General features: G+C 61.1%; 23 protein-coding genes. 12 read left to right on the top strand and 11 right to left on the bottom strand.

Annotated features, from left to right (window positions below):
- The first annotated feature begins 139 nt into the window (after nt 1-139).
- Nucleotides 140-823: a cell wall hydrolase gene (locus FHS83_RS17350; RefSeq protein WP_167084448.1), complete on the top strand. Its 684-nt coding sequence runs from the start codon at nt 140-142 to the stop codon at nt 821-823.
- Nucleotides 824-994: 171 nt separating this feature from the next.
- Here FHS83_RS17350 and FHS83_RS17345 read toward each other — a convergent pair whose 3' ends face one another.
- From FHS83_RS17345 to nadA, 4 genes are all read right to left on the bottom strand, one after another.
- Nucleotides 995-1597, bottom strand: coding sequence for a carbonic anhydrase (locus tag FHS83_RS17345; RefSeq protein ID WP_167084446.1), 603 nt, complete (start codon nt 1595-1597; stop codon nt 995-997).
- Nucleotides 1598-1689: 92 nt separating this feature from the next.
- Nucleotides 1690-2541 (bottom strand): carboxylating nicotinate-nucleotide diphosphorylase, encoded by an 852-nt coding sequence (gene nadC / locus FHS83_RS17340; RefSeq protein ID WP_167084444.1) that lies wholly within the window; start codon nt 2539-2541, stop codon nt 1690-1692.
- A gap of 18 nt (nt 2542-2559) precedes the next feature.
- Nucleotides 2560-4149 carry an L-aspartate oxidase gene (locus FHS83_RS17335; protein WP_167084442.1) on the bottom strand — a complete coding sequence of 530 codons (1590 nt, stop codon included), beginning with the start codon at nt 4147-4149 and terminating at the stop codon, nt 2560-2562.
- Nucleotides 4150-4168: 19 nt separating this feature from the next.
- A complete protein-coding gene (nadA, locus tag FHS83_RS17330; protein WP_167084439.1) occupies nt 4169-5200 on the bottom strand; it encodes a quinolinate synthase NadA in 1032 nt (343 codons plus the stop codon).
- Between the two features lie 236 nt (nt 5201-5436).
- Between nadA and FHS83_RS17325 the strand changes: the two genes are divergently transcribed.
- Genes FHS83_RS17325 through fghA form a run of 3 tightly spaced genes read left to right on the top strand, consistent with a single transcriptional unit; the run spans nt 5437 to nt 8347 of the window.
- Nucleotides 5437-6336 carry an NAD-dependent epimerase/dehydratase family protein gene (locus FHS83_RS17325; protein WP_167084437.1) on the top strand — a complete coding sequence of 300 codons (900 nt, stop codon included), beginning with the start codon at nt 5437-5439 and terminating at the stop codon, nt 6334-6336.
- Between the two features lie 9 nt (nt 6337-6345).
- Nucleotides 6346-7455 carry an S-(hydroxymethyl)glutathione dehydrogenase/class III alcohol dehydrogenase gene (locus FHS83_RS17320; protein WP_167084435.1) on the top strand — a complete coding sequence of 370 codons (1110 nt, stop codon included), beginning with the start codon at nt 6346-6348 and terminating at the stop codon, nt 7453-7455.
- 7 nt (nt 7456-7462) lie between these two features.
- The gene (gene fghA / locus FHS83_RS17315) at nt 7463-8347 is read left to right on the top strand and encodes an S-formylglutathione hydrolase (protein ID WP_167084433.1); all 885 of its coding nucleotides are present in this window, start codon (nt 7463-7465) and stop codon (nt 8345-8347) included.
- Here fghA and FHS83_RS17310 read toward each other — a convergent pair.
- The 5 genes from FHS83_RS17310 to FHS83_RS17290 form a co-directional block, all read right to left on the bottom strand.
- Complete coding sequence (locus FHS83_RS17310; RefSeq protein WP_167084431.1) at nt 8295-9254, bottom strand: NUDIX hydrolase; 960 nt, start codon at nt 9252-9254, stop codon at nt 8295-8297. The genes fghA and FHS83_RS17310 overlap by 53 nt on opposite strands.
- A 9-nt stretch (nt 9255-9263) precedes the next feature.
- Entirely contained in the window at nt 9264-9797 is a 534-nt protein-coding gene (locus FHS83_RS17305; RefSeq protein WP_208414930.1) for a tyrosine phosphatase family protein, read from the bottom strand.
- Between the two features lie 65 nt (nt 9798-9862).
- Nucleotides 9863-10456, bottom strand: coding sequence for an HD domain-containing protein (locus tag FHS83_RS17300; protein WP_167084429.1), 594 nt, complete (start codon nt 10454-10456; stop codon nt 9863-9865).
- A complete protein-coding gene (locus tag FHS83_RS17295) occupies nt 10453-11238 on the bottom strand; it encodes a sulfite exporter TauE/SafE family protein (protein WP_425061531.1) in 786 nt (261 codons plus the stop codon). The genes FHS83_RS17300 and FHS83_RS17295 overlap by 4 nt, the downstream gene beginning before the upstream one ends.
- Nucleotides 11239-11240: 2 nt before the next feature.
- A complete protein-coding gene (locus tag FHS83_RS17290) occupies nt 11241-12365 on the bottom strand; it encodes a beta-ketoacyl-ACP synthase III (protein ID WP_167084424.1) in 1125 nt (374 codons plus the stop codon).
- 145 nt (nt 12366-12510) lie between these two features.
- Here FHS83_RS17290 and FHS83_RS17285 point away from each other — a divergent pair, with 145 nt between their 5' ends.
- The 4 genes from FHS83_RS17285 to FHS83_RS17270 all read left to right on the top strand — a co-directional run bounded on the left by FHS83_RS17285 (nt 12511) and on the right by FHS83_RS17270 (nt 16665).
- Complete coding sequence (locus FHS83_RS17285; RefSeq protein ID WP_167084422.1) at nt 12511-13908, top strand: ATP-binding protein; 1398 nt, start codon at nt 12511-12513, stop codon at nt 13906-13908.
- Nucleotides 13909-13977: 69 nt separating this feature from the next.
- Nucleotides 13978-14682 (top strand): 7-cyano-7-deazaguanine synthase QueC, encoded by a 705-nt coding sequence (queC, locus tag FHS83_RS17280; protein ID WP_208414928.1) that lies wholly within the window; start codon nt 13978-13980, stop codon nt 14680-14682.
- Nucleotides 14679-15314 (top strand): 7-carboxy-7-deazaguanine synthase, encoded by a 636-nt coding sequence (gene queE / locus FHS83_RS17275; RefSeq protein ID WP_167084420.1) that lies wholly within the window; start codon nt 14679-14681, stop codon nt 15312-15314. Before queC ends, queE begins: the two co-directional genes overlap by 4 nt.
- Before the next feature lie 118 nt (nt 15315-15432).
- A complete protein-coding gene (locus tag FHS83_RS17270) occupies nt 15433-16665 on the top strand; it encodes a sensor histidine kinase (protein ID WP_167084418.1) in 1233 nt (410 codons plus the stop codon).
- Here the strand turns inward: FHS83_RS17270 and FHS83_RS17265 are convergent.
- The gene (locus FHS83_RS17265) at nt 16652-17242 is read right to left on the bottom strand and encodes a nitroreductase family protein (RefSeq protein ID WP_167084416.1); all 591 of its coding nucleotides are present in this window, start codon (nt 17240-17242) and stop codon (nt 16652-16654) included. The genes FHS83_RS17270 and FHS83_RS17265 overlap by 14 nt on opposite strands.
- A 106-nt stretch (nt 17243-17348) precedes the next feature.
- Between FHS83_RS17265 and cysE the strand changes: the two genes are divergently transcribed.
- The 3 genes from cysE (at nt 17349) to FHS83_RS17250 (ending at nt 19729) form a co-directional block, all read left to right on the top strand.
- Entirely contained in the window at nt 17349-18158 is an 810-nt protein-coding gene (cysE, locus tag FHS83_RS17260; protein WP_167084414.1) for a serine O-acetyltransferase, read from the top strand.
- Nucleotides 18159-18281: 123 nt separating this feature from the next.
- Nucleotides 18282-18512 carry a DUF3126 family protein gene (locus FHS83_RS17255; RefSeq protein ID WP_167084412.1) on the top strand — a complete coding sequence of 77 codons (231 nt, stop codon included), beginning with the start codon at nt 18282-18284 and terminating at the stop codon, nt 18510-18512.
- A 5-nt stretch (nt 18513-18517) separates the two neighbouring features.
- The gene (locus FHS83_RS17250) at nt 18518-19729 is read left to right on the top strand and encodes a hypothetical protein (protein WP_167084410.1); all 1212 of its coding nucleotides are present in this window, start codon (nt 18518-18520) and stop codon (nt 19727-19729) included.
- Here the strand turns inward: FHS83_RS17250 and FHS83_RS17245 are convergent.
- The gene (locus FHS83_RS17245) at nt 19726-20448 is read right to left on the bottom strand and encodes a hypothetical protein (RefSeq protein ID WP_167084408.1); all 723 of its coding nucleotides are present in this window, start codon (nt 20446-20448) and stop codon (nt 19726-19728) included. The two genes, FHS83_RS17250 and FHS83_RS17245, sit on opposite strands and share 4 nt — an antisense overlap.
- 206 nt (nt 20449-20654) lie before the next feature.
- On the opposite strand from FHS83_RS17245, the gene FHS83_RS17240 reads away from it, so the two are divergent.
- Nucleotides 20655-20945, top strand: a complete 291-nt coding sequence (locus tag FHS83_RS17240) for a DUF6949 family protein (RefSeq protein ID WP_167084406.1) — start codon at nt 20655-20657, stop codon at nt 20943-20945.
- The last annotated feature ends 3 nt before the right edge of the window (nt 20946-20948 follow it).

The raw sequence follows: 20948 nt of genomic DNA, 5'->3' as shown, positions 1-20948 counted from the left end.
CGTTCATGGACTAACAGCGCGCCTCCCGTGTCTGGGAGAGTGTTAACGGGGGAGATGGGGGAACTGTTCGTAATCACGCCGACCAAGGTCGACCTAACAAGCCGATACATTCGAAACGAGTTCGAAGAGAGTTATCCCGATGTCTAAGAAAACGCCTGACGCCCTTCGACGGTCTGATCGCATCCTGGTTGGTGCGCTTACCGTTGTACTCGCAGCCGTGAGCGCGGCTGTCGGTGCGGCTGCTGCGTATCGTCCGCATACGGAAGAATTGAAGCCTGTCGCACAAATCGTGGCCCAAGCCGCGCCCGTCTCGGCGCCGGTGTCCCTGGCGGGGACGGCCACCGAAGCGGCCTATGTTCCGGGCCGCGCCAAGTCTCCGGCTGAAGAGCTGGTCATGAACAAGCTTTTGGCCGAGCACCGCTGCCTTTCCGAAGCGCTCTACTATGAGGCGCGCGGCGAGGGCGAGAAGGGCCAGAAGGCCATCGCCGAGGTGATCTTCTCGCGCATGCGCAAAGGCAATTACGGCCATTCCATTTGCGCCGTGGTTTATGAAGGCGCGGGCCAGCCGGCCTGCCAGTTCTCCTTCACCTGCAATGGCGAGCTGAAGAAGCACAAACAGCCTGGCGCCTGGATGCGCGCCCAGACGCTTGCGGCCCAGATACTGACCGGCGAATCGCAACTGCGCGGCGCCACTGGCGGGGCAGTCAATTTCCACGCCACCACGGTCGAGCCGGAATGGGCCGCCGAGATGGCGCGTACCACCCAGATCGGCAATCACGTCTTTTACAAGAAGGAAGCTGCGGCGCGCTCTCGCGCCATGTGAGGCGGCTTAAGGAATAACGGGCAGTGGCGTTCCGGCGGGAGAGAGTGGTTTCCCTGCCAGCCGGAGTGCCGCTGCCCGTTAAGCGTTTTGGAGAGGCGTGGCCGCGAGACGGATGGCCGGATCGGAGCCCGGCCATGACGAAGGTGGGGTGGGCTTTCTTGTCCGAAGCTTTCAGAGCTCGGGAACGGTAGCAAATTCGCCCGTCTTGTTGTCGAGCACTGAAAGCGTGCCGTCGGAAATCTTGAAATGGGCGCCTAAGAGCTGCAGGCCCTTCTTTTCCACCCGCTCCGCGATAAACGGGAAGGTCATCAGGCGGCCGAGCGAAAGGCGGATCGATTCATATTCGACCGGAAGCTGGCCGTGTTCGCAGCCGCATTTGTGAATCGCGGGTTTCAAGAGCGACACCCATTGCGAGAGGAAGGGCGTGGTCAGATCCTCTGTGGACATAGCCGCGGTCACACCACCGCAATATTCATGGCCGAGGACCACGACGCGCGCCACTTCGAGATTGATCACGGCGAAAGCAATGGCGGCGCTGACGCCATGATAGCCGCTGTTGGTTTCATAGGGTGGTACAACCGAGGCCACGTTGCGGATGACAAAGAGATCACCCGGGCGCGCACCAAAAATCGTGGCGGGGTCCACACGGGAGTCGCTGCACGAAATCACAAGCGTATGGGGGTTTTGACCTTTGGCGAGTTCGACAAAGTGTTCTTTGTCGCTGGGCCAAATCTCTTTACGGAATTTCTGGTAACCGGCGAGGAGCGATTTCATCTTCCGTCATCTGTGCTATTCCGCCGCGGCTTATAGCAACTCATCCTCGTCCCCGATACGGGCGTGAGTTATGTTCTCTCACGCTTCAGACATCAAAAATCCAAGGCCACATCCAAATTTGCTACGGAGTGGGTGAGCGCACCCGAAGAAATGTAGTCGACACCAGACTCAGCAATCGCGCGCACGGTGGAAAGCGTGACATTGCCGGAAGCCTCGAGCGTGGCGCGGCCGTTGTTGAGCGCCACAGCCTCGCGCAGCATCGCGGGCGGCATGTTGTCGAGCAGGATGGTGTCGATGCCGAGGCTCAGGGCCTCTTCGAGCTGGGTGAGTGTGTCGACCTCGACCTCTATTTTCAGCATATGGCCGATGCCCGCGCGGGCCCGCTCCACGGCTGCGGTGATCCCACCCGCGGCGGCGATATGGTTATCCTTGATCATGATCGCGTCATCGAGACCGAAGCGATGGTTAAAGCCGCCACCGCAGCGTACAGCGTATTTCTCCAACACGCGCAGACCGGGAGTTGTTTTGCGGGTGCATACAATTCTTGCCTTCGTACCGGCCACGGCATCCACCAAGGCACGCGTCGCGGTGGCGACCCCGGAGAGGTGCCCGACGAAGTTGAGCGCCACGCGCTCGCCCGTCAGAAGGCTCCTGGCGGCGCCTTCAAGGACCATGAGCCTCGTGCCTGCTGGAACTTTATCGCCGTCCTGAGCCTCCTGACGGACGCTGAGGGCGCTGTCTACCAGTCCAAAGGCGAGGGCGGCGACTTGCAGGCCTGAAATCACCCCCTCACGCCGTGCGACCAGCGCCGCCATGCCTTGCTGACCTGGGGGGAGAATGAGGTCGGAGGTGAGGTCACCGGCCCGGCCCAAATCCTCCTCCAGCGCCCGGCGCACCAAGGGTTCGATCAGCAGCGCGGGCGGCGGGCGAAGGTTAGCGGGCATTCATCGTCTCTGGAAAGGTTAGCGGGCGGCGCAGGCGGAGGCTGGAAGGATTTCCTCAGCCAGCCGGTTGGCCTCGGCCAGGGTGAGGAAGTTGCGGCTCCCGTGGGCGTCCGTCTTGGGATAATCGGTGCGGGTATGGCTGCCCCGGCTCTCCTGCCGGGCAAGCGCGCCAGCAATCACCAGACGGGCCGCAGATGTCATGTTGAGGAGCGAGGGATCATAGCCGCCTGCGCGTTCGATCTGCGCGATCTTGCCAAGCGCTTCCTTGAGGCCGGCCTCATTGCGTTCGAGACCGACGAGACGGCTCATCACCTCGCGCAACGGACGCGGCACGGGCGGGGCACAATAGCTGACGACCGGCGGCAGCAGCGCCGCGTGGCTGATGGCAGGCGCGGGATTGCTCTTGATGTCCTCCGCGGCGCGGGCGCCAAACACCAAGCCTTCGAGCAACGAATTAGAGGCAAGCCGATTGGCGCCATGTAGTCCGGTAGACGCGCATTCGCCGACTGCCCAAAGCCCTTCGAGCGAGGTGCGCCCGCGTTGATCGGTAGCGATGCCGCCCATGTGGTAATGCGCGGCGGGGGCGACAGGGATCGGTTGCGTGACCGGATCAATCCCGGCCTCTTTGCAGGCCTGATAGACGGTTGGAAAATGATGCGGAAATTCGGCGCCGACCGATTTGGTGCAATCCAGAAACACCTTATGGCCTGCGGCGATCTCGCGATGAATGGCGCGCGCCACCACATCGCGCGGCGCAAGCTCTGCGTTTTCATGCACCGACGGCATGAAGCGGCGGCCGGTTTCATCGATCAGGATAGAGCCTTCACCGCGCAAGGCTTCGGTAGCGAGCGGGGCAGGGTCTTTGTTCACCGCGATGGCGGTGGGATGGAATTGCACGAATTCGGGGTCGGCGATCACCGCGCCTGCGCGCGCCGCCATGCCAAGACCTTCTCCGCGCGATTCCGGCGGATTGGTGGAGACGGCATATAAGGCGCCGAGCCCGCCCGTCGCCATCACCACCGCCTTAGCACGGATCAGGATGAGGCGGGGTGCGTCTGCGTTGGAGGTCCAGCTGCGGGCGAAGACTCCGACGACACGGCCATTTTCCAGCGCCAGCTCGACGGCGTGATAGCCTTCCACAAAACGAATGGAAGGTGCCGCGAAAGCGCATTTGGCCAGCGCCGCCATGACTTCGGCACCGGCGCGGTCGCCTTTCACATGCACGATGCGGCTGGCGGAATGCGCGGCCTCGCGCGCCACGGCGATCGAGCCATCGGCGTCACGGTCAAACGGCGCGCCGTAAGAAAGAAGATCGTTGATGCGGGCAGGGGCTTCACGCGCCACCAGCGCAGCAATTTCTGGATCGGTCAGGCCTGCGCCCGCCGCCACCGTATCGGCGGCATGAGATTGCCAAGTATCGCCTTTGCCGACCGAGGCGGCGATGCCGCCTTGCGCCCAAGCACTCGAGCCCGACACGCCAGGTCGCTCATCGGCGAGCACCAGGCAGGGATAAGGTGCCAGCTTCAAGGCGGTGAATAAACCAGCGACGCCCGCGCCCAGAATAAGCGCGCCCTCGCTTTCGATGACATTGCCCAGATGGCTTGTCATTCCAATTTTCCTTCGGCGTTTACGCCGCCTGACGCGCAGCCTTCACAGGCACCGCCAGCATGCGTTCCACGGCCTTTTTGGCCCGTTCGGCAATGGCGGCATCGACCGTCACTTCCACCGTGTTTGTTTGCAGCGCGTGCAAAATTTTCGGCAGGGTGATCATCTTCATGTGCGGGCAGAGATTGCAGGGCCGCACGAAATCGACCTTGGGAAATTCAACAGCAACGTTGTCGCTCATCGAGCATTCAGTGACGAGTACGACCTTCTGAGGTTGTTTCTGCGCCACGAAATCGATCATGCCCGAAGTGGAACCCGCGAAATCGGCTTCCGCCACCACGGAGGGCGGGCATTCGGGATGGGCGATCACGATCACGCCGGGATGGCTGTCGCGGAAATCGCGGATGGTCTCCGCCGTGAAGCGCTCGTGTACCTCACAATGGCCCTTCCAGGTGATGACCTTGATCTTGGTCAGCTTGGCGACGTTCTGGGCGAGGAATTCATCGGGCACCATGATCACGGTATCGACGCCCCATTCGCGGGCGATATCTTCCACCACCGCCACCGCGTTGGAGGAGGTGCAGCAGACATCGCTTTCGGCCTTCACTTCAGCCGAGGTGTTAACATAGGTCACCACCGGCAGGCCGGGATAGGTCTGCTTCAAGAGGCGAACATCGGCGCCGGTGATGGAGGCGGCAAGCGAACAGCCCGCCTGGGGATCGGGAATAAGAACGGTCTTTTCCGGCGACAGAACCTTAGAGGTCTCGGCCATGAAATGGACGCCAGCCTGCACGATCAGCTTGGCCTCGGTCTTGGCGGCGAGGCGGGCGAGCTGCAGCGAGTCGCCGACGAAATCGGCCACGCCATGGAAAATCTCGGGCGTCATGTAGTTATGCGCCAGGATGACGGCGTTCTTCTCGCGCTTGAGCGCATTGATCGCGGCGATATAGGGCGCGTGCACCGGCCATTCGATCTCCGGGATGACCTTCATCATCCGGGCCTTGAGGGCCTCGGTTTCGCGGGCGACGGCGGGCGTGAAAGGCAGAATATCCATGACGCTGTCCACTTATGCTCTACTTGAGTATATATGGGGTGCAAAGAAACCGGCTTCAAGGGCCGGGTAGCGTCTTTATGCTGCACATGAGGATAAGTCGGGTCAAGAGCGAATTGCACTCATAAGCTTTCTGAACGGAAGTTTATAAATGGGCGCGTCATTTTGGATCCGGAGGGTTGTCATTTTTTCCCTAGGGCGGACTTTTCAAGGCGACCTCGGGTGCTTACCTGCGCTCCATGCGTATTCTTTTGACCGGATCTTCGGGTTGGCTGGGACGGACGCTTGCTCCGCGCTTGGCGCAGGATGGCCATGTGGTGGTGGGGCTCGATATCTTGCCTGGACCATGCACACAAATTGTCGGATCGGTCGCGGACCGCGAGACCGTCGCCCACGCGATGGAGGGCGTGGAGGCGGTGATCCATTCGGGCGCGCTGCATAAGCCCGATATCGTCAAGCATCCGGCTTCGGCCTTCATCGCCACCAATGTGCAAGGAACGCAGAACCTTTTGGAAGAGGCGGTTGCACAGGGCGCCTCGCGCTTTGTTTTCACCTCCACCACCTCGCTGATGATTTCCAAGAGCATCCGTGCGGGCAAGGCAGGCGGGGCCAAGAAAGCCGAATGGATCGACGAGACCCTCGCGCCTGAGCCGCGCAATATCTATGGCATCACCAAATTCGCTGCCGAGCAGCTTTGCCGCTTGGCCTTTCACGAGCAGGGTTTGCCTTGTGTAGTGCTGCGCACGGCGCGCTTCTTCCCCGAAGAAGACGACATGGCGCATACGATCGTGCAATCCGGCGACAACACCAAGGCGAACGAGTTCTTGTTCCGGCGGCTGACGGTGGAGGATGCCGCTGAGGCGCATGTTGTGGCGCTTACAAAAGCCCCTGAGATCGGCTTTGACACGTTCATCGTCTCGGCGCCGACGCCTTTCAGCCCGGAAGATTGCGAAGCTTTGATCGCGGATGCGCCAGCCGTGGTTGCGCGCTATTTCCCGCACTACCGGGCGCTCTATGAAAAGCGCGGCTGGACGATGTTTTCCGCCATCGACCGGGTCTATTCGACAGCCAAAGCCGAAGCGAAATTGGGATTTCGTTGCGCCACGGATTTTGCCAAGGTGCTGGAGGATTTGCGCTAAAGGATTCTCATGAAATCGCGTGCGGCCGTTGCTTTTGCAGCTGGAAAACCTCTCGAGATCGTGGAAGTTGACGTCGCGCCGCCGAAAAAAGGCGAGGTACTGATCAAGATCAGCCATACCGGCGTCTGCCATACCGATGCCTTCACGCTTTCGGGCGATGACCCGGAAGGGCTGTTTCCCGCCATCCTCGGCCATGAAGGTGCGGGCGTGGTGGTAGAAGTGGGCGAGGGTGTCACCAGCGTTGCGCCGGGCGATCATGTGATCCCCCTCTACACCGCCGAATGCGGCGAGTGCCTGTTCTGCAAATCCGGCAAGACGAATTTATGCGTCGCTGTGCGTGCCACCCAAGGCAAAGGCGTGATGCCCGATGGCACGGTGCGGTTCTCCTATAACGGCCAGCCGATCTATCACTATATGGGCTGCTCGACCTTCAGCGAATATACCGTGGTGGCCGAAGTCTCACTCGCCAAGATCAATCCCGCCGCCAATCACGAAGAGGTGTGTCTGCTCGGCTGCGGTGTGACGACAGGCATCGGCGCGGTGCATAACACGGCGAAGGTGCAGCCCGGCGACAGCGTGGCGGTGTTCGGGCTCGGCGGCATCGGCCTTGCCGTGATCCAGGGCGCGCGGCAAGCGAAAGCCGGGCGGATCATCGCTGTTGATACCAATCCAACAAAGTTCGATCTGGCGCGCCAATTCGGCGCCACCGATTGCGTCAATCCGAAAGACTATGACAAGCTGATCCAGCAGGTGATCGTGGAGATGACCGGCTGGGGCGTCGATCATTCCTTTGAATGCATCGGCAATGTGAATGTGATGCGGGCGGCGCTGGAATGCGCCCATCGCGGCTGGGGCCAATCCGTAATCATCGGCGTGGCGGGCGCGGGGCAGGAGATTTCCACGCGTCCGTTCCAACTCGTGACAGGTCGCACCTGGAAAGGCACCGCGTTCGGCGGCGTGAAAGGGCGCAGCCAGTTGCCGGGCATGGTGGAGGAGGCGATGCGCGGCGAGATCGAACTCGCGCCGTTTGTGACGCATACGCTGCCGCTGGAACGCATCAACGAAGCTTTCGATCTGATGCATGAGGGAAAATCGATCCGCTCCGTGATCCATTACTGAGATGGCTATGGAACGCATCGAGCATCGCGCCTCATTCGGCGGCTATCAGGATGTCTATCGCCACGAGTCCAAAACGCTCGGTTGCGCGATGAATTTTTCCGTCTATCTGCCGCCGGACGCAGAAAAGGATCGCCTGCCGGTTTTGTATTGGCTCTCGGGGCTGACCTGCAACGAGCAGAATTTCATCACCAAGGCAGGCGCGCAGCGTTATGCGGCGGAGCATGGCGTGATCCTTGTGGCGCCTGATACCAGCCCGCGGGGTGAGGGCGTCGCCAATGATCCGGCTTATGATCTGGGGCAAGGTGCGGGGTTTTATCTCAACGCTACTGAGGAGCCCTGGGCCAAGCATTTCCGCATGTATGATTACATCGTGAAGGAATTGCCGGAGCTGATCGAAGCCGAATTTCCGGCGACCGAGGCGCGCGCGATCAGCGGCCATTCCATGGGCGGGCATGGGGCGCTCACCATCGCGCTGAAAAATCCGGGGCGGTATAAAAGCGTCTCGGCCTTTTCGCCCATCGTGGCGCCAAGCCAAGTGCCCTGGGGCGAGAAGGCGTTCACCGCCTATCTCGGCGAGGACCGTGAAGCCTGGAAAGCCTATGACGCGGTGGAGCTGGTGAAGACGGCTTCAGAGCGCTTGCCGCTTCTGGTCGAGCAAGGGCTGGGCGATGAGTTTTTAGAAACCCAACTCAAGCCGCATCTGTTGCAAGCGGCCTGCGATGCCGTGGGGCATAAGCTGGTCCTCAATATGCGCTCCGGCTATGACCACAGTTATTACTTCATCGCCAGCTTCATCGGCGCGCATGTGGCGTGGCATGCGAAGGCGCTCAGGGGAGAGGCTAACCCGCCCTCTGTCTCGCCAGACGCACACCTGGCGACGGGCGTTCGCTGAGGACTTCGCGGCGGAAGCGGAAGAGTTCGGCGGGGCGGCCGCGGGCGGGGGCGGCGAATTTTCCGGTGCCTTCCACCAGGCCCTGATCTTCCACCAGGCGCCGAAAATTCTGCTTATGCAGCCGGGTGCCGGAAATCGCCTCAACGGTGCGCTGCAAATCCAGAAGCGTAAAGCAGGGCGGCATCAGCTCGAACACCACCGGGCGGTATTTCATCTTGCCGCGCAGCCGCGCGATGGCGGTCGCCAGAATGCGGCGATGGTCGAACATCATACGGTCCCCAAGCGGCAAGACATGCTCTTTGGCGACACGCCCGTCGCGCGCGCTTTCGGCGATGATCCCGGCCTCATAGAGAAGCTCGTAGCGCTCCAGAACCTTTTCCTCATCCCAGCCGATGTCGTCGGTGCCGAAACAGAGGCGGGCGCGATCCCGGCGAAGGGCGGCAGTCGGCTTATCGGGCGCCTCGGCCACGAAACGATCGAGCGCGGGCATGATGGTCTCGTCCAGCACCGCCGGGCGTTCGTCGCGCCAATCTTCCCAGGGAAAGAAGCGGTACCAGTCCCGCCACAGCGTGTCCGGAGCTTTGCTCTCGGCGCCTTGGCGGGTCAGCGCGAGATAGCCGACCGACACCACGCGGGCATTCTCGCCCGGTTTCAGGGTGTGCCGGCCGCGATCGCCAAAGGTGTAAAGCTGCTCGGCATAGCCGAGATCGAGATAGGTCTGCTCGCCCACCCAGGTGCGAAGGCCGCTTTCGAGGGTGCGGTGTGCGATGGGGTCGAAGGGGCCGAACGGCAGGGCGTCATCGCCCGAAGGGGTATGCACGACCAGCACGGTGGGGCTGTCTTCCGCGACCGAGACAATGGCCGCTGAAAGTCCGATCTCCACCACATGTTTGGCTGGTTCGCTCATGATCCCTGATTAGCGCCCTTCGATCCCGAACTCGGCAAGGGGAAATTCGACCAAAATGCCTTCTTCCACGAAAACGGGCGGGCTCATGGCCTCCACCGCCTTCACCATATCGCCGTCCCGCCCCAGATAAGCATCGGCCAAGCTGACGAGCAGGCGGTTGGGGCTGGCATGGGGGGCGCGGGCGCGGATCTCGCGCGCGATGCGGTATTCGGCGCCCTTCCAGGCCCGGTCACAGAGGATGGAGAAAGCCGCGGCCATGGAGCGGCTGACGCCCGCCCAGCAATGCACCAGCATGGGGCGCTTTCCATCCCAGCCGCGGGCAAATTCCAGCACTGCTGAGATGTGGTCGTCGCAAGGATGCACCTTGCCTTCCATGCACTCGACGATATCGGAGACGCTGACCCGCAAATGGCGCTCGGGCGGGAAGCCGCCGGGCGTCTCGATCATGTATTCCGGCGAGAGCAGGGTGATGACATGCGACGGCTGATGGCTGCGCAGGATGTCGGGAACTTGGGACAGGGGACAGACAAGAATCTTGGACATGACGTCTCTGATAGACCGCCAGTATGACACGTAGAAGCGTTTAGGTGCGCGAATTCGTGCGGGTTTTAGCCGCCCAATTTCCGGAACCGTTCCAGAAAGGCTGCCTGGGCCTCCTGGGTTGGGAGCGGAATGAGGCGGGGCGTCTTCAGGCCGGGGGGCGGCAAGGGGAAGTGCTTTTTGGCTTCCTCGTGGGTAAAGCCCGCCAGTTGTGTCGCTTCATGATAAGCCGAGATCAAATCCGCACGTTTAAAGAGCTTTTCAAGCTCGGCGGAGGGCTTGGCGGGCAAGCCGAAGCGGATATGAATTGCCGCTTGAAGTTTCAGCTCCAAGCTTTTGTAATTAATACCAACAGCCCGTTTAAAGGGGCTGATGAGGTCGCCGATGACATATTCAGGGGCGTCATGCAGCAAGGCCATCAGACGGCCTTCCTTGGTCAGCCCTGCGGGCGCGATGTCCGCCGCAATCCGTTCGACCAGCAAACAATGTTGCGCCACCGAGAAGGCATGTTCGCCCTTGGTCTGGCCGTTCCAGCGCGCCACACGCGCCAACCCGTGAGCGATATCCTCGATTTCGATATCGACCGGGGTAGGGTCCAAGAGGTCGAGGCGGCGGCCGGACAGCATGCGCTGCCAAGCCCTTGCGGGCTGTTTTGCACTCATGACATGAGCTTTATGGCGACCAGCACCAGGATGAAAGCCATCAGGCTGCGCAGCACCCATTCCGGAATGCGGGGGGCGAGATAGCTGCCGATCAGAATGCCTGGGATGGAGCCCATCAGCAGCGTGCCCATCAGGGTGAAGTTTACATTGCCTAAATACCAATGGCCTGCCCCCGCAACCAGGGTCAGCGGCACGGCATGAGCAATGTCGGAGCCGACCAACTTCACGGCGGGAAGTTCGGGGTACAGCAGGATTAGCGCGGTCACGCCCAAGGCACCTGCGCCAACAGAGGTCGAAGCCACGAGCAGCCCCAGCACGGCGCCGGTGGCGACTGTATAGCGGGCGGTGGCGGCGGGGCTAAGATGGCCGATCCTTTTGCCGTATAGCCCGCGCAGTTGGCGGCGGAAGATCAGGGCGCCCGCCGTGACCAGGAGGGCGATCGCCAGCACCTCTGAGACAATCTTATTGGCCTTGTGGCTATCGAGGCCGAGGGCGTTGAGCGCGATCAGGGTCAGGATGGCGGCGGGGACACTGCCCAACGCCAAACGGCGGACGATCTTCCAGTCGATGGTGGCGTGCGCGCCATGAACCACCGAGCCGACGCTCTTGGTAGCAGCGGCATAGAGCAAATCGGTGCCCACAGCGGCGACGGGTGAAATCCCGAAAATGAGAATGAGGATCGGGGTCATGAGCGAGCCGCCCCCAACCCCGGTCAATCCGACGGCGCACCCGACAAGCAGGCCCGAGGCCACATAGCCCCATTGGATCGCCGCTAGAAACAGCATCAGCTCAGCTTTTTCAGGATGACACTGCCTGCAGAATAGCCTGCGCCGAAGGTGCAGAGTACTCCGTAATCCCCCGGGGAGAGATCGGCGCTGTGCTCATGGAAACAGATTATGGCGCCGGCCGAAGAGGTATTGCCGTATTCGCCAATCACATTGGGCGCCTCGGATTCCGTCGGGTCGCGGCCATAGACTTTATGGGCGACGAACTGGTTCATGTTGATGTTGGCTTGATGCAGCCAGAGGCGCTTGATCTCTGCGGCGCCGAGATGATGTTCTTCAAGGTGTTCGGCGATGAAGTGGGAGACCAGCGGCAGCACTTCCTTGAACACCTTGCGGCCATGCTGGACGAAGAGCTTATCCGGCGTATCGCGGGTTTCCGGCGCGCAGCGGTTCAAGAAGCCAAAATTATTGCGGATATTATTGGAGAATTGCGCCTTCAGCTTGGAGGACACGATCTGCCAGACATTGCTGGCCTGGGCTGTTTCCTCACGTTCCACAATGAAAGCCGTAGCGGCGTCACCGAATAGGAAATGGCTATCGCGTTCCTTGAAATTGGCGTGACCCGAAAGGATTTCGGGATTGCAGACCAGCACCGCACGGGCGCCGCCCGTCTCAATCAAGCCGCGCGCGATATGCATGGCATAGGTTGCCGAGGCGCAGCCAACGCTCATATCGAAAGCAAAGCCAGTGATGCCGTGCGCGTTTTGCACTTCAATGGCGATAGCGGGATAGGCGCGCTGCAGGACGGCGCAAGAGATGATCACCGCGTCGATGTCGGCGGGCTTTTTCTCGGCATCGGCAAGCGCATTGCGCGCAGCGGCGACCGCCATCTCAGCCATGATCGAAAGCTGATCGTCGGCGCGTTCGGGGATATGCGGGCGTAAAACTTCGGGATCGAGAATGCCGGCGCGGTCGAGCACGTAGCGGCTCTTGATGCCCGAGGCCTTGAGAATAAATTCGGGGGAGGATTCCAACAGCGGCTTCAAGCTGCCGTTTTCGATCTCGCTGGCATGGGCGCGATTGTAGCGGTGCACGTATTCATTAAACGCACCGACCAATTCTTCATTGCTGATCTTATGGGGTGGGACGTACATACCTGTCCCGGAAAGCACTAAATTCGACAATTTCGTTTCCTTCCCAACCCCTTGCGCCTATCCTTAAGGGAAACTGGCGCACCGCGCGCGCGAAGGCAAGCATTTCGAACCAGTCGCAAGAGGATGTTTAGAACTCATCAGTAAGGATATCTACCGATGCCGCAGAGGTTGTCGCGTGGGGTCTTTGGGTGATGCGTTCCTGAAACACGGCAAAAGCCGCGTCGGCGGCGCGATTCCGGCTATTCAGAGCGGTGCTGCGCCCTCCAGCGCGGCTGCACTTTTCCTGCTTGGTTTGGTGGTGGGGATCGCGGCAACCAGGCTGCAGGCGCGCGAAATTGCCACGGTAATGGTGTTCCTTGTCCTAGCGGCAGGGACCGTTTTCCTGTTGCGTAAGCTCGCGGGGAGATCTGACCGCCATCTGCTAACGCCCGATTTCGCCTATCGCGAGTTTTTCGATAACGCCATCGAAGGCATTTTTCGCACCACCCCCGACGGGCATTATCTCGACGTCAATCCGGCCCTGGCGCGCATCTATGGTTATGACAGCCCCGAAGAGATGAAAGCTGGGCTGACGGACATCTCTTCACAGCTCTATGTCGATTCAAGGCGCCGCGACGAATTCCAGGCCCTGATGGCCCAGCACGATCAAGTTTCCGATTTCGTCAGCGAGATCCACCGCCGCGATGGCACCACGATCTGGATCAAGGAAAACGCGCGCGCGGTGCGTGACTGGTCAGGTAAGCTGATCTGCTATCAAGGCACGGTGGAAGACGTTACGGCGAAATTCGAAGCCGAGCGCGCGATCAAGCGCGGGCTGAAGCGGGCCGAAGAAGCCAACGCCACCAAGAATGCCTTTCTCGCCATGATGAGCCACGAGCTGAAAACACCGCTCAACGCCATTCTGGGATTTTCGGATATGGTGCGCCGGGAGATGCTCGGCCCCATCGGAACCGCGGCTTATCGCGGTTATATGAACGACATCTACAACAGCGGTGTGCGCCTGCTCGCCATCATCAATGATGTGCTGGACGTGGCGCGGCTGGAAGGTGCGGCCATCACGCTGAACCGGCAACTCGCCTTGCCGCAAGATGTCGCCGAAACGGCGCTTGACCGCGCGCGCCATCTTACCGGCACGGCGCAGGCCGTCACGATCGATATTCCAAGCGACATGCCGAGCCTGCATGTGGATCAGAACCGGCTTTCGCAGGTGCTGGCAAATCTGCTCTGCAATGCGCTGAAATTCACCCCGGAAGGCGGTGAAATCCGGCTCTCGGCGGCATTTCAGAAAGATGGCGGGGTGCATTTCGAGGTCTGCGATAGCGGCATCGGCATGTCAGAAGAAACCATCGCGCTCGTACTGCAGCCTTTCCATCAAGCCGATGCCTCGCTGGCGCGGCGCTTCGAAGGCGCCGGCCTTGGCCTTCCCATCGCCCATGCCTTGACCGAACTGCATGGCGGGCGGCTCGCCATTCGCTCGGCGGAGCATAAGGGCACCACCGTCACCATCGAATTGCCGCCAAGCTGCGTCTGGAGTGACGAAAACTTGCGCGAATACCGGGCAGCCATCGCCTGAGACACGAGCAGAATCGGCTGGGGCGTAAAAGCGCTTCCTTCTTCGGGCTCAGGGCTTTAAACCGTCCTCATGATGTCTGACAGCGCATTGGTATTGTTCTCGGGCGGACAGGATTCCACCACCTGCCTGGCTTGGGCCTTGGCCCGTTTCGCACGCGTGGAAACCATCGGCTTCGATTATGGCCAGCGCCATCGTGTGGAGCTGGAGGCACGCCAGCGTGTGCTCAGCGCGATCAAGGCCGGCTTTCCCGAATGGGCGCCGCGCCTCGGCGAGGATCATCTTTTCAGCCTCGATGTCTTGAAGCAGATCGGCGGCAGCGCGCTGACCGACAACATGACCATCGAGATGGGCCAGAACGGCCTGCCCACCAGCTTTGTGCCGGGGCGCAATGTGCTGTTCCTGACCACGGCGGCGGCGCTCGCCTACCGGCGGGGGATTTCAGATCTCGTCGGCGGAATGTGCGAGACCGATTTCTCCGGCTATCCCGATTGCCGCGAGAAGACGGTGCAGGCCTGCGCGGTGGCGCTCACCATGGCGCTCGACCGGCCGGTGACGGTGCACACGCCTTTGATGTGGATCGACAAGGCAGAGACCTGGGCGCTTGCCGATGAACTCGGCGGCACGGCGCTGATCGATCTCATCCGCGAAGAGACGGTCACCTGTTATGAAGGCGATCGCGAGCATCATCACGATTGGGGTTATGGCTGTGGCGTCTGCCCTGCCTGTGATCTTCGAGCCAAGGGCTACGCGAAATATCGCGCGCATGAATCGTGAGCTACGCGGTTAAAGAAATCTTCTACACGCTGCAAGGCGAGGGCGCCCGCGCCGGGCGTGCCTCTGTATTCTTGCGCTTTTCCGGCTGCAATTTGTGGAACGGCTTGGAGCGTGATCGCGCGCATGCCATTTGCCAATTCTGCGATACCGATTTCGTCGGCACTGATGGCGAGGGCGGCGGGAAATTCGCCACCGCTGAGGAGCTTGCCAAAGCAGTCTCCGCCTTATGGCCGAACGATTTGACCACACAGCGCTATGTCGTTTGCACCGGGGGCGAGCCGCTTCTGCAATTGGACGAGGCTTTGATCGAAGCCTTGCACGGCGAAGGTTTCGAGATCGCCATCGAAAGCAATGGAACGCAAGCAGCGCCGCGCGGCATCGAATGGATCTGCATCAGTCCTAAGGCTGGGGCTGGTCTTGTGCAAATGAACGGTCAGGAATTGAAGCTGGTCTATCCGCAACAGGGGCTGGATCCGTCCCAGTTCGAGAAGCTGATGTTCGAAAACTTCTACTTGCAGCCGATGGACGGGCCCGCGCGCGAGGAGAATACCAAGGCTGCGATTGCCTATTGTCTCGCGCATCCCAGGTGGAAGCTCTCACTTCAGACGCACAAGTTGCTGGGAATTCCATAGTTCTTCTAATCTGTCACCAAGTCTTCGCAAAAAAGCCGCCGCTGCGCTTGAGCGTATTAACGGGCAGAAAACGCATAGAAACTATTTTGCCATCCGCGGGTGTTGTGGGTGTGTGGGTATGAGTTCTTTCGGCGGTTCGCATTCTTTGGCGATGCCTGATGTCGAGCTTGATTGGACCGCCGGGCGGCTGGTGGATACCATTCCACCTATTCCCGCCGAAGCGACCTGCGCGGCCATCTATGAGAAGCTGAAAGAGCCCGATGCACCGAGCGCTGTTGCGGTGATCGATCATCTGGCCCGCCCGGTCGGGTTGGTGAACCGGTTGCGCTTTCTGGCACGCTACTCCCAGCGCTTCATTCCCGAGCTGTATGACCGCCGCCCCATTCTGGCGATGGCCAACCCGCATGCGCTGATCGTGGACGAAGCGATGACGGTGAGCGAGCTTGCCAACATGATCACGCTGGATCATCCCGACGCTTTGCGCGAGTGTTTTGTGGTCACCCAGGCGGGGCAATATCTCGGCATCGGTACTAGCGAAGCGCTGATCAAGGCCAAGGTTCAGATTTTGACGGAGCGCGAGGCCCAGCTACAGGCCGCTCTGGTGGCGGCGGAGGATGCGGATCGCACCCGCTCGAACTTTCTCGCACTCATGAGCCATGAGCTGCGCACGCCGCTGAACGCCATCATCGGTTTTTCCGAGGTTCTGTCCGCGGAATTGTTTGGCCCACATACGGTGAAGCGTTATGGCGAATATGCCAATGATATTCTCGGTGCGGGGCGGCATCTTCTGGCGCTGATCAACGACATCCTGGACCTCTCCAAATCGGAATCGGGCCAGATGGAGCTTTATTCGGAGCCGGTGAACGTCAACAAGCTACTCAGTGATTGTGTGCGGCTGGTGCATCCGAGGGCGGCAGAGGGCAAGGTTGATCTGACAATAGAGGTGCCCGAGGATCTGCCCGCGATGCGCGCCGACACCTTGCGCATCAAGCAGGTGCTGCTGAATCTTCTGAGTAATGCGGTGAAATTCACGCTGCCCGGCGGCGCGGTGGTAGCTTCCGCCCAGATTGGTGCGGACGGCGGCATCGTTCTCTCCATTACCGATACGGGCATTGGCATGGAGCCCGAAATGATCCCGGTGGCGCTGGAGCCTTTCCGGCAGATTTCATCGCCCTTGGCACGCAATGTCGAAGGCACAGGCTTGGGACTTTCCATGGCGAAATCCCTGACCGAGCGCCATGGCGGCACGCTGTCGATCGACTCAGAGCCGGGCAGGGGCACGACGGTGTGGCTCCGTATGCCCCCAGGGCGCACGATTCAGCCCGAATGGGACGACGTCAAAACCGCGTAACGATTTTCTCGAGATCGGGACGGATGCGTTCCTCAAGCTCGATGGCGCTGGTCCCGATGTAGATGAAGCCTGCGATGCGTTCGCCGGGTTTCAGGCCCATGCGCTCTTTCACCACCGGGTGATAGGCGTACCACTCCGTCAGCCAATTGCCGACATAGCCCAGCGCATGTGCCGCGATCAGCATGTTCTGGCAGACGGCGCCGGCGGAGAGGACCTGCTCCCATTCGGGAATCGGAATCGCCTCGCGCACGCGGCTGATCACCGCCACCACGACCGGGGCGCGCATCAGGCGGGCGGCCTCGCTGGCGCTGCGCTCATCGCTGACTTTTTCGGTCTCTGCGAGGGCGTCCGCAATAAGCTGGCCGAAGCGGGCGCGGGCGTCGCCTTCGAACACCACGAAGCGCCAAGGCGCGAGCTTGCCGTGATCGGGCACGCGGGCGGAGGCCTTCAGAATGGCATCAAGTTCCTCGGGGCCGGGGCCGGGCCCTGTCATGGCCTTGGCCGAGCCCGAACGCCGGGTCAGAAGGAGGTCGAGGGCTTTAGGGGCGGAAACATTGAAGGGCGGGGGGCTGTCCATAGGCTCCTGTGGCGGCTTGGCAGTGGCGCGTTTGGCCCCTATCTAAGGGAAATGCCGGTTTGGCGATAGCGGGCCCTCTGCGCTAGAATGGGGGACGGAGAGAAGAATGGCCGTTTCCCTGGAAAAAATCGCGAGCGTGGACCCCATCTGGTCGGCCCTGCGCAAGGAAGCCGAGGAATTGGCCACGCGCGAACCGGCGCTCGCCAGTTTCATCCATGCCACCATCCTGAAACATGACCGGCTGGAATCGGCCTTGTCCTATCACCTCGCCAAAAAGGTCGGGAACGAGGACATCTCCCCCATGCTGGCGCGGGAAATCTTCGATGAGGCCCTGAACGCCGACCCAGAGATCGGGGCGGCAGTGCGCGCGGACCTCTCGGCGGTGTTCGAGCGTGATCCGGCCTGCCATTCCTATGCCGAGGCGTTCCTCTATTACAAAGGCTTCCACGCCCTCGAATGCTATCGCATCGGCCATTGGCTGTGGACGCAAAAGCGCGAAGGCATGTCGCTGTTTTTCCAAAGCCGCATTTCCGAACGCTTCGATGTCGATATTCATCCCGCCGCCAAGCTCGGCCGGGGAATCATGATCGATCATGCGACCGGGGTGGTGATCGGCGAGACGGCCGTGGTTGGTGATGATGTCTCCATGCTGCATGGCGTGACGCTGGGTGGCACCGGCAAGGAAACCGGTGATCGCCATCCCAAGATCGGGCGGGGCGTGCTGCTCTCCATGGGCGCCAAGGTGCTCGGCAATATCACGGTTGGCGAATACTCGCGCATCGGCGCCGGTTCGGTGGTTCTCAAGACTGTTCCGCCGCGCTGTACCGCGGTGGGCGTTCCCGCCAAGGTGGTTTCCTGCCCTGGCTGCGAAAGGCCGAGCCAGGATATGGATCAGTTCATCGATGACGAGGTCTGAGGCTGCGTAGCCGCGGCCATTTGCGGAGGGGCACAAAGCTTCTTGACCCTTCCGGGCCGCCGTGCGAGTCCAGCGCGAGGCCGTTAAGGCTGGGGCAAGAAACCCGGCCATAAGGAGACGAGCGTGACCCGTAACGAACTTTGGCGTGTCGAGAAATACCTGCGGAATCTGTTCCGTTTGGACACCATCACCGTTGTCGAGCGTCCCAAGGCGCCCGATTCGGCGGAAGTGATGGTCAATGGCGAATTCATCGGCGTGATCTTCAAGGATGAAGAAGACGGCGAGATTTCCTACGCCTTCAACATGGCGATCCTGGAAATGGATCTTCCGCAAGCACCTTCCAGCCGAGCCTAAACAAGATGATGGAGCTTGAGACCGGTCTTCCGGGCCGGGCTCAGCAGTTTTGTCGCCGCCACCACATGCCAGCCGTGACGGCTGTGCTGTCGGTGGCGGGCATCGCGACGGGAATCGCGACGGGTTTGGCGCTCAGCCAAGCCCTGGTTTTCCAAAACGCGTTGTATCTGGCGCTGGGCGCCTGCCTTGCGATACTTCCTTGCTATGCACTAACGCGCCGTTGGTTGATCGCGGCCATGACTGCCTTGGCTCCGCTGCCAGGGCTGATTTGGGCTGCGCCGGTGTCGAGCGGATCGGATTTTGGCCTGCTGCCGTTCTTAGCCTATGGCTTGGGCTTCGCCGCTGCGCTGTTCTATAGCGATGACCGGCTCACCTTGCTGCTACAGGCTGGCCCGGAGGGCAGGCCATTGCGCGCGGGCTGGATGTCGGCTGCACTCGCCACCGTGAGTGGCACGCTGCTTCTCAGCGGCAAGCCGGATATGGCTATCCAGATCGCGGCCGATTCGATTTTGGTGATGCTCTCGGTCACGTTGCTTTTACCCATGGCGCTGTCGTTTCTGCATTTCGATGAGGATTTTATCGCCGAGGCCAATCGCGCCCGCGAGGAGCGTGGCCGGGTTTTTGAAGGACTTGCTTTCGCTGCCACACCGCGCTGGGGCTTGAGCCTTTCCGGGATCTGCTTGGTGTTGATGACCTTGAGCTGGTACGGCGCGCATATCAGCGGTTCATCCGTCATGGCCCTTGGCGCGGCGGCGGTGCTGATCGCGCTGGGCTGGTGGACGGGCGGGGGATGGCGCGAAGGACTTGCGCTGGGCTTGGCTTTTGTGGCCGCGGCGCTTTTGGCTTTATGGATTCTCGCCATCGCTCCGCGTGCGGCGGAAGGCGGGGCGGTGGCCCTGCAAGCAGCCATCCTCACGAGTTTTCTCGCGCTCTGCGGCTTGGCGAAGGTGCGGATTTTCCGGCAAAGGGGCGAGCTGCCCGCAGGCGCGCGCGGACGGATGCTGGAAGAGACGGGTCCGGTCTTCGCGGCGGTATGTGGTGTGCTGTTGATGCTCACGCTGCCCGTGCTTCTTATTCCTGGCGCGGTGGCGTTTTATTTTGTTATCGCCGCGGCTGGGCTGAGCGGCGGTTTGCTGGCGCCCGCCGTGGTCACGGCGCTCGAGGCGCTGTTTCCGCGCAAGCGGCGGCTGGAAGAGCTTTACGTGCGCAAATCTTAGCGGCTTTTCTCAAAGCTCGTGATCAGACGGTCGACTTTGGCCGCGATCTCCTGCCAATCCCCCAAATGCGTACGCTTGAAGCGGTAGGAGAGGGAGATACCGGGAAAGAGCACGGTTTCACGCAGGCAGCTAGGATTGGGCACTTCCCGCAAGGGTTTCACGCAGCGCATCACGATGGGCCCCTTGGCGCCCTGGCCGACATAGAGGTCCTCGCTGCGATAGCCGGTATCCTCGCGAAAGCTATATTGCGTCAGGCCCGCAGGACCGGGATGGCCCGAGCCGGGCTCGAGATAATCCTTGTAGACGCGGGCGAGCTTCTGTTCCTCGCTCAGGCCCAGCTTATCGGCCTTGATGGTGAGATACACGACCTTGGAATCGGCGCTATTGGAGGCGAAGGCCTCCGCATCCCAATTCGACCAGCCGGTGAGGTTCGGCAGAAGCGCGAAGATCGCGATATCCTTGCGGTCGCCGCCTTGCCGCGTGCCCGCATAGAGCAGGTAATTGGCAGGGATATAGAAGGTGCGGCCCGCCAGGCGCAGCGTCACCATCTCGCTGCGCGCGGTCGGATTGACCTGTTTGTCGAACAGGGCCGGCCCGGACGGCGCGAGATAGAAAAGCAGGAAACCCGCCGAAAGCAGGAAAGTCACGAGAAAAACGGCCAGCGGGATGACCCAGCCGGAGCGCTTCTTGATGGTCTCGTCGTCGTCGGTCCGGCGCATGTCCCCCAAATCCCGAGTCGGTAAGGCCAGTATTATGCGGCAAGCGCCAAAAGTCCGTTAGTGCCTCGGCTCAAATCGGCACGGGCCCAAGGTTTGGTTAGCGCGGGCTCGCCGATATCGCGAAATCTGTATCGTAGTGGCACATAATTGCAGGCCGGAGCGGGCACAGGCAATGCAGTTGATCCCTCAACTGGTCGAGGGGTTTCATGCACGGTCTTGTCATCATCCTGTTCGCGATTGCCTTCGGGTTCACCGCCTCGGGCATCACCGCCAATCTGTACCGGCTTATTGCGAACAAGCCTGAGAGCCTGCCTGGCAAGGTCGTCTATGCCGGCGTGATGGTGCTGGCTGGGCCGAGCGTGTTGTTCGGCAATGCGGCCAAGAGCTTTCGCGCCAAGAAATGCTCCAGCATCGCCTTTTGGCTGGCGGCTGCCGTCGCAGGCTATTGGAGCTTTGCTCTCGGCCTGTTCGTCCTCAATCTCTATGTGGCGCACTGAACG

Source organism: Rhizomicrobium palustre (assembly GCF_011761565.1).
Taxonomy (GTDB): Bacteria; Pseudomonadota; Alphaproteobacteria; order Micropepsales; family Micropepsaceae; genus Rhizomicrobium; species Rhizomicrobium palustre.
Note: the sequence above shows the minus strand (reverse complement) of the source record. Positions and strands in the feature narration are given on the sequence as shown.

What these genes read in the sequence shown, in the direction of transcription:
- nadC (WP_167084444.1), bottom strand. Translation starts at nt 2,541, where the DNA reads ATGCCCGCTAACCTTCGCCCGCCGCCCGCGCTGCTGATCGAACCCTTG.
- nadA (WP_167084439.1), bottom strand. Translation starts at nt 5,200, where the DNA reads ATGGATATTCTGCCTTTCACGCCCGCCGTCGCCCGCGAAACCGAGGCC.
- FHS83_RS17300 (WP_167084429.1), bottom strand. Translation starts at nt 10,456, where the DNA reads ATGAGTGCAAAACAGCCCGCAAGGGCTTGGCAGCGCATGCTGTCCGGC.
- FHS83_RS17250 (WP_167084410.1), top strand. Translation starts at nt 18,518, where the DNA reads ATGATGGAGCTTGAGACCGGTCTTCCGGGCCGGGCTCAGCAGTTTTGT.
- FHS83_RS17265 (WP_167084416.1), bottom strand. Translation starts at nt 17,242, where the DNA reads ATGGACAGCCCCCCGCCCTTCAATGTTTCCGCCCCTAAAGCCCTCGAC.
- FHS83_RS17240 (WP_167084406.1), top strand. Translation starts at nt 20,655, where the DNA reads ATGCACGGTCTTGTCATCATCCTGTTCGCGATTGCCTTCGGGTTCACC.
- FHS83_RS17270 (WP_167084418.1), top strand. Translation starts at nt 15,433, where the DNA reads ATGAGTTCTTTCGGCGGTTCGCATTCTTTGGCGATGCCTGATGTCGAG.
- FHS83_RS17245 (WP_167084408.1), bottom strand. Translation starts at nt 20,448, where the DNA reads ATGCGCCGGACCGACGACGACGAGACCATCAAGAAGCGCTCCGGCTGG.
- FHS83_RS17325 (WP_167084437.1), top strand. Translation starts at nt 5,437, where the DNA reads ATGCGTATTCTTTTGACCGGATCTTCGGGTTGGCTGGGACGGACGCTT.
- fghA (WP_167084433.1), top strand. Translation starts at nt 7,463, where the DNA reads ATGGAACGCATCGAGCATCGCGCCTCATTCGGCGGCTATCAGGATGTC.
- cysE (WP_167084414.1), top strand. Translation starts at nt 17,349, where the DNA reads ATGGCCGTTTCCCTGGAAAAAATCGCGAGCGTGGACCCCATCTGGTCG.
- FHS83_RS17310 (WP_167084431.1), bottom strand. Translation starts at nt 9,254, where the DNA reads ATGAGCGAACCAGCCAAACATGTGGTGGAGATCGGACTTTCAGCGGCC.
- FHS83_RS17335 (WP_167084442.1), bottom strand. Translation starts at nt 4,149, where the DNA reads ATGACAAGCCATCTGGGCAATGTCATCGAAAGCGAGGGCGCGCTTATT.
- queC (WP_208414928.1), top strand. Translation starts at nt 13,978, where the DNA reads ATGATGTCTGACAGCGCATTGGTATTGTTCTCGGGCGGACAGGATTCC.
- FHS83_RS17305 (WP_208414930.1), bottom strand. Translation starts at nt 9,797, where the DNA reads ATGTCCAAGATTCTTGTCTGTCCCCTGTCCCAAGTTCCCGACATCCTG.
- FHS83_RS17350 (WP_167084448.1), top strand. Translation starts at nt 140, where the DNA reads ATGTCTAAGAAAACGCCTGACGCCCTTCGACGGTCTGATCGCATCCTG.
- FHS83_RS17345 (WP_167084446.1), bottom strand. Translation starts at nt 1,597, where the DNA reads ATGAAATCGCTCCTCGCCGGTTACCAGAAATTCCGTAAAGAGATTTGG.
- FHS83_RS17320 (WP_167084435.1), top strand. Translation starts at nt 6,346, where the DNA reads ATGAAATCGCGTGCGGCCGTTGCTTTTGCAGCTGGAAAACCTCTCGAG.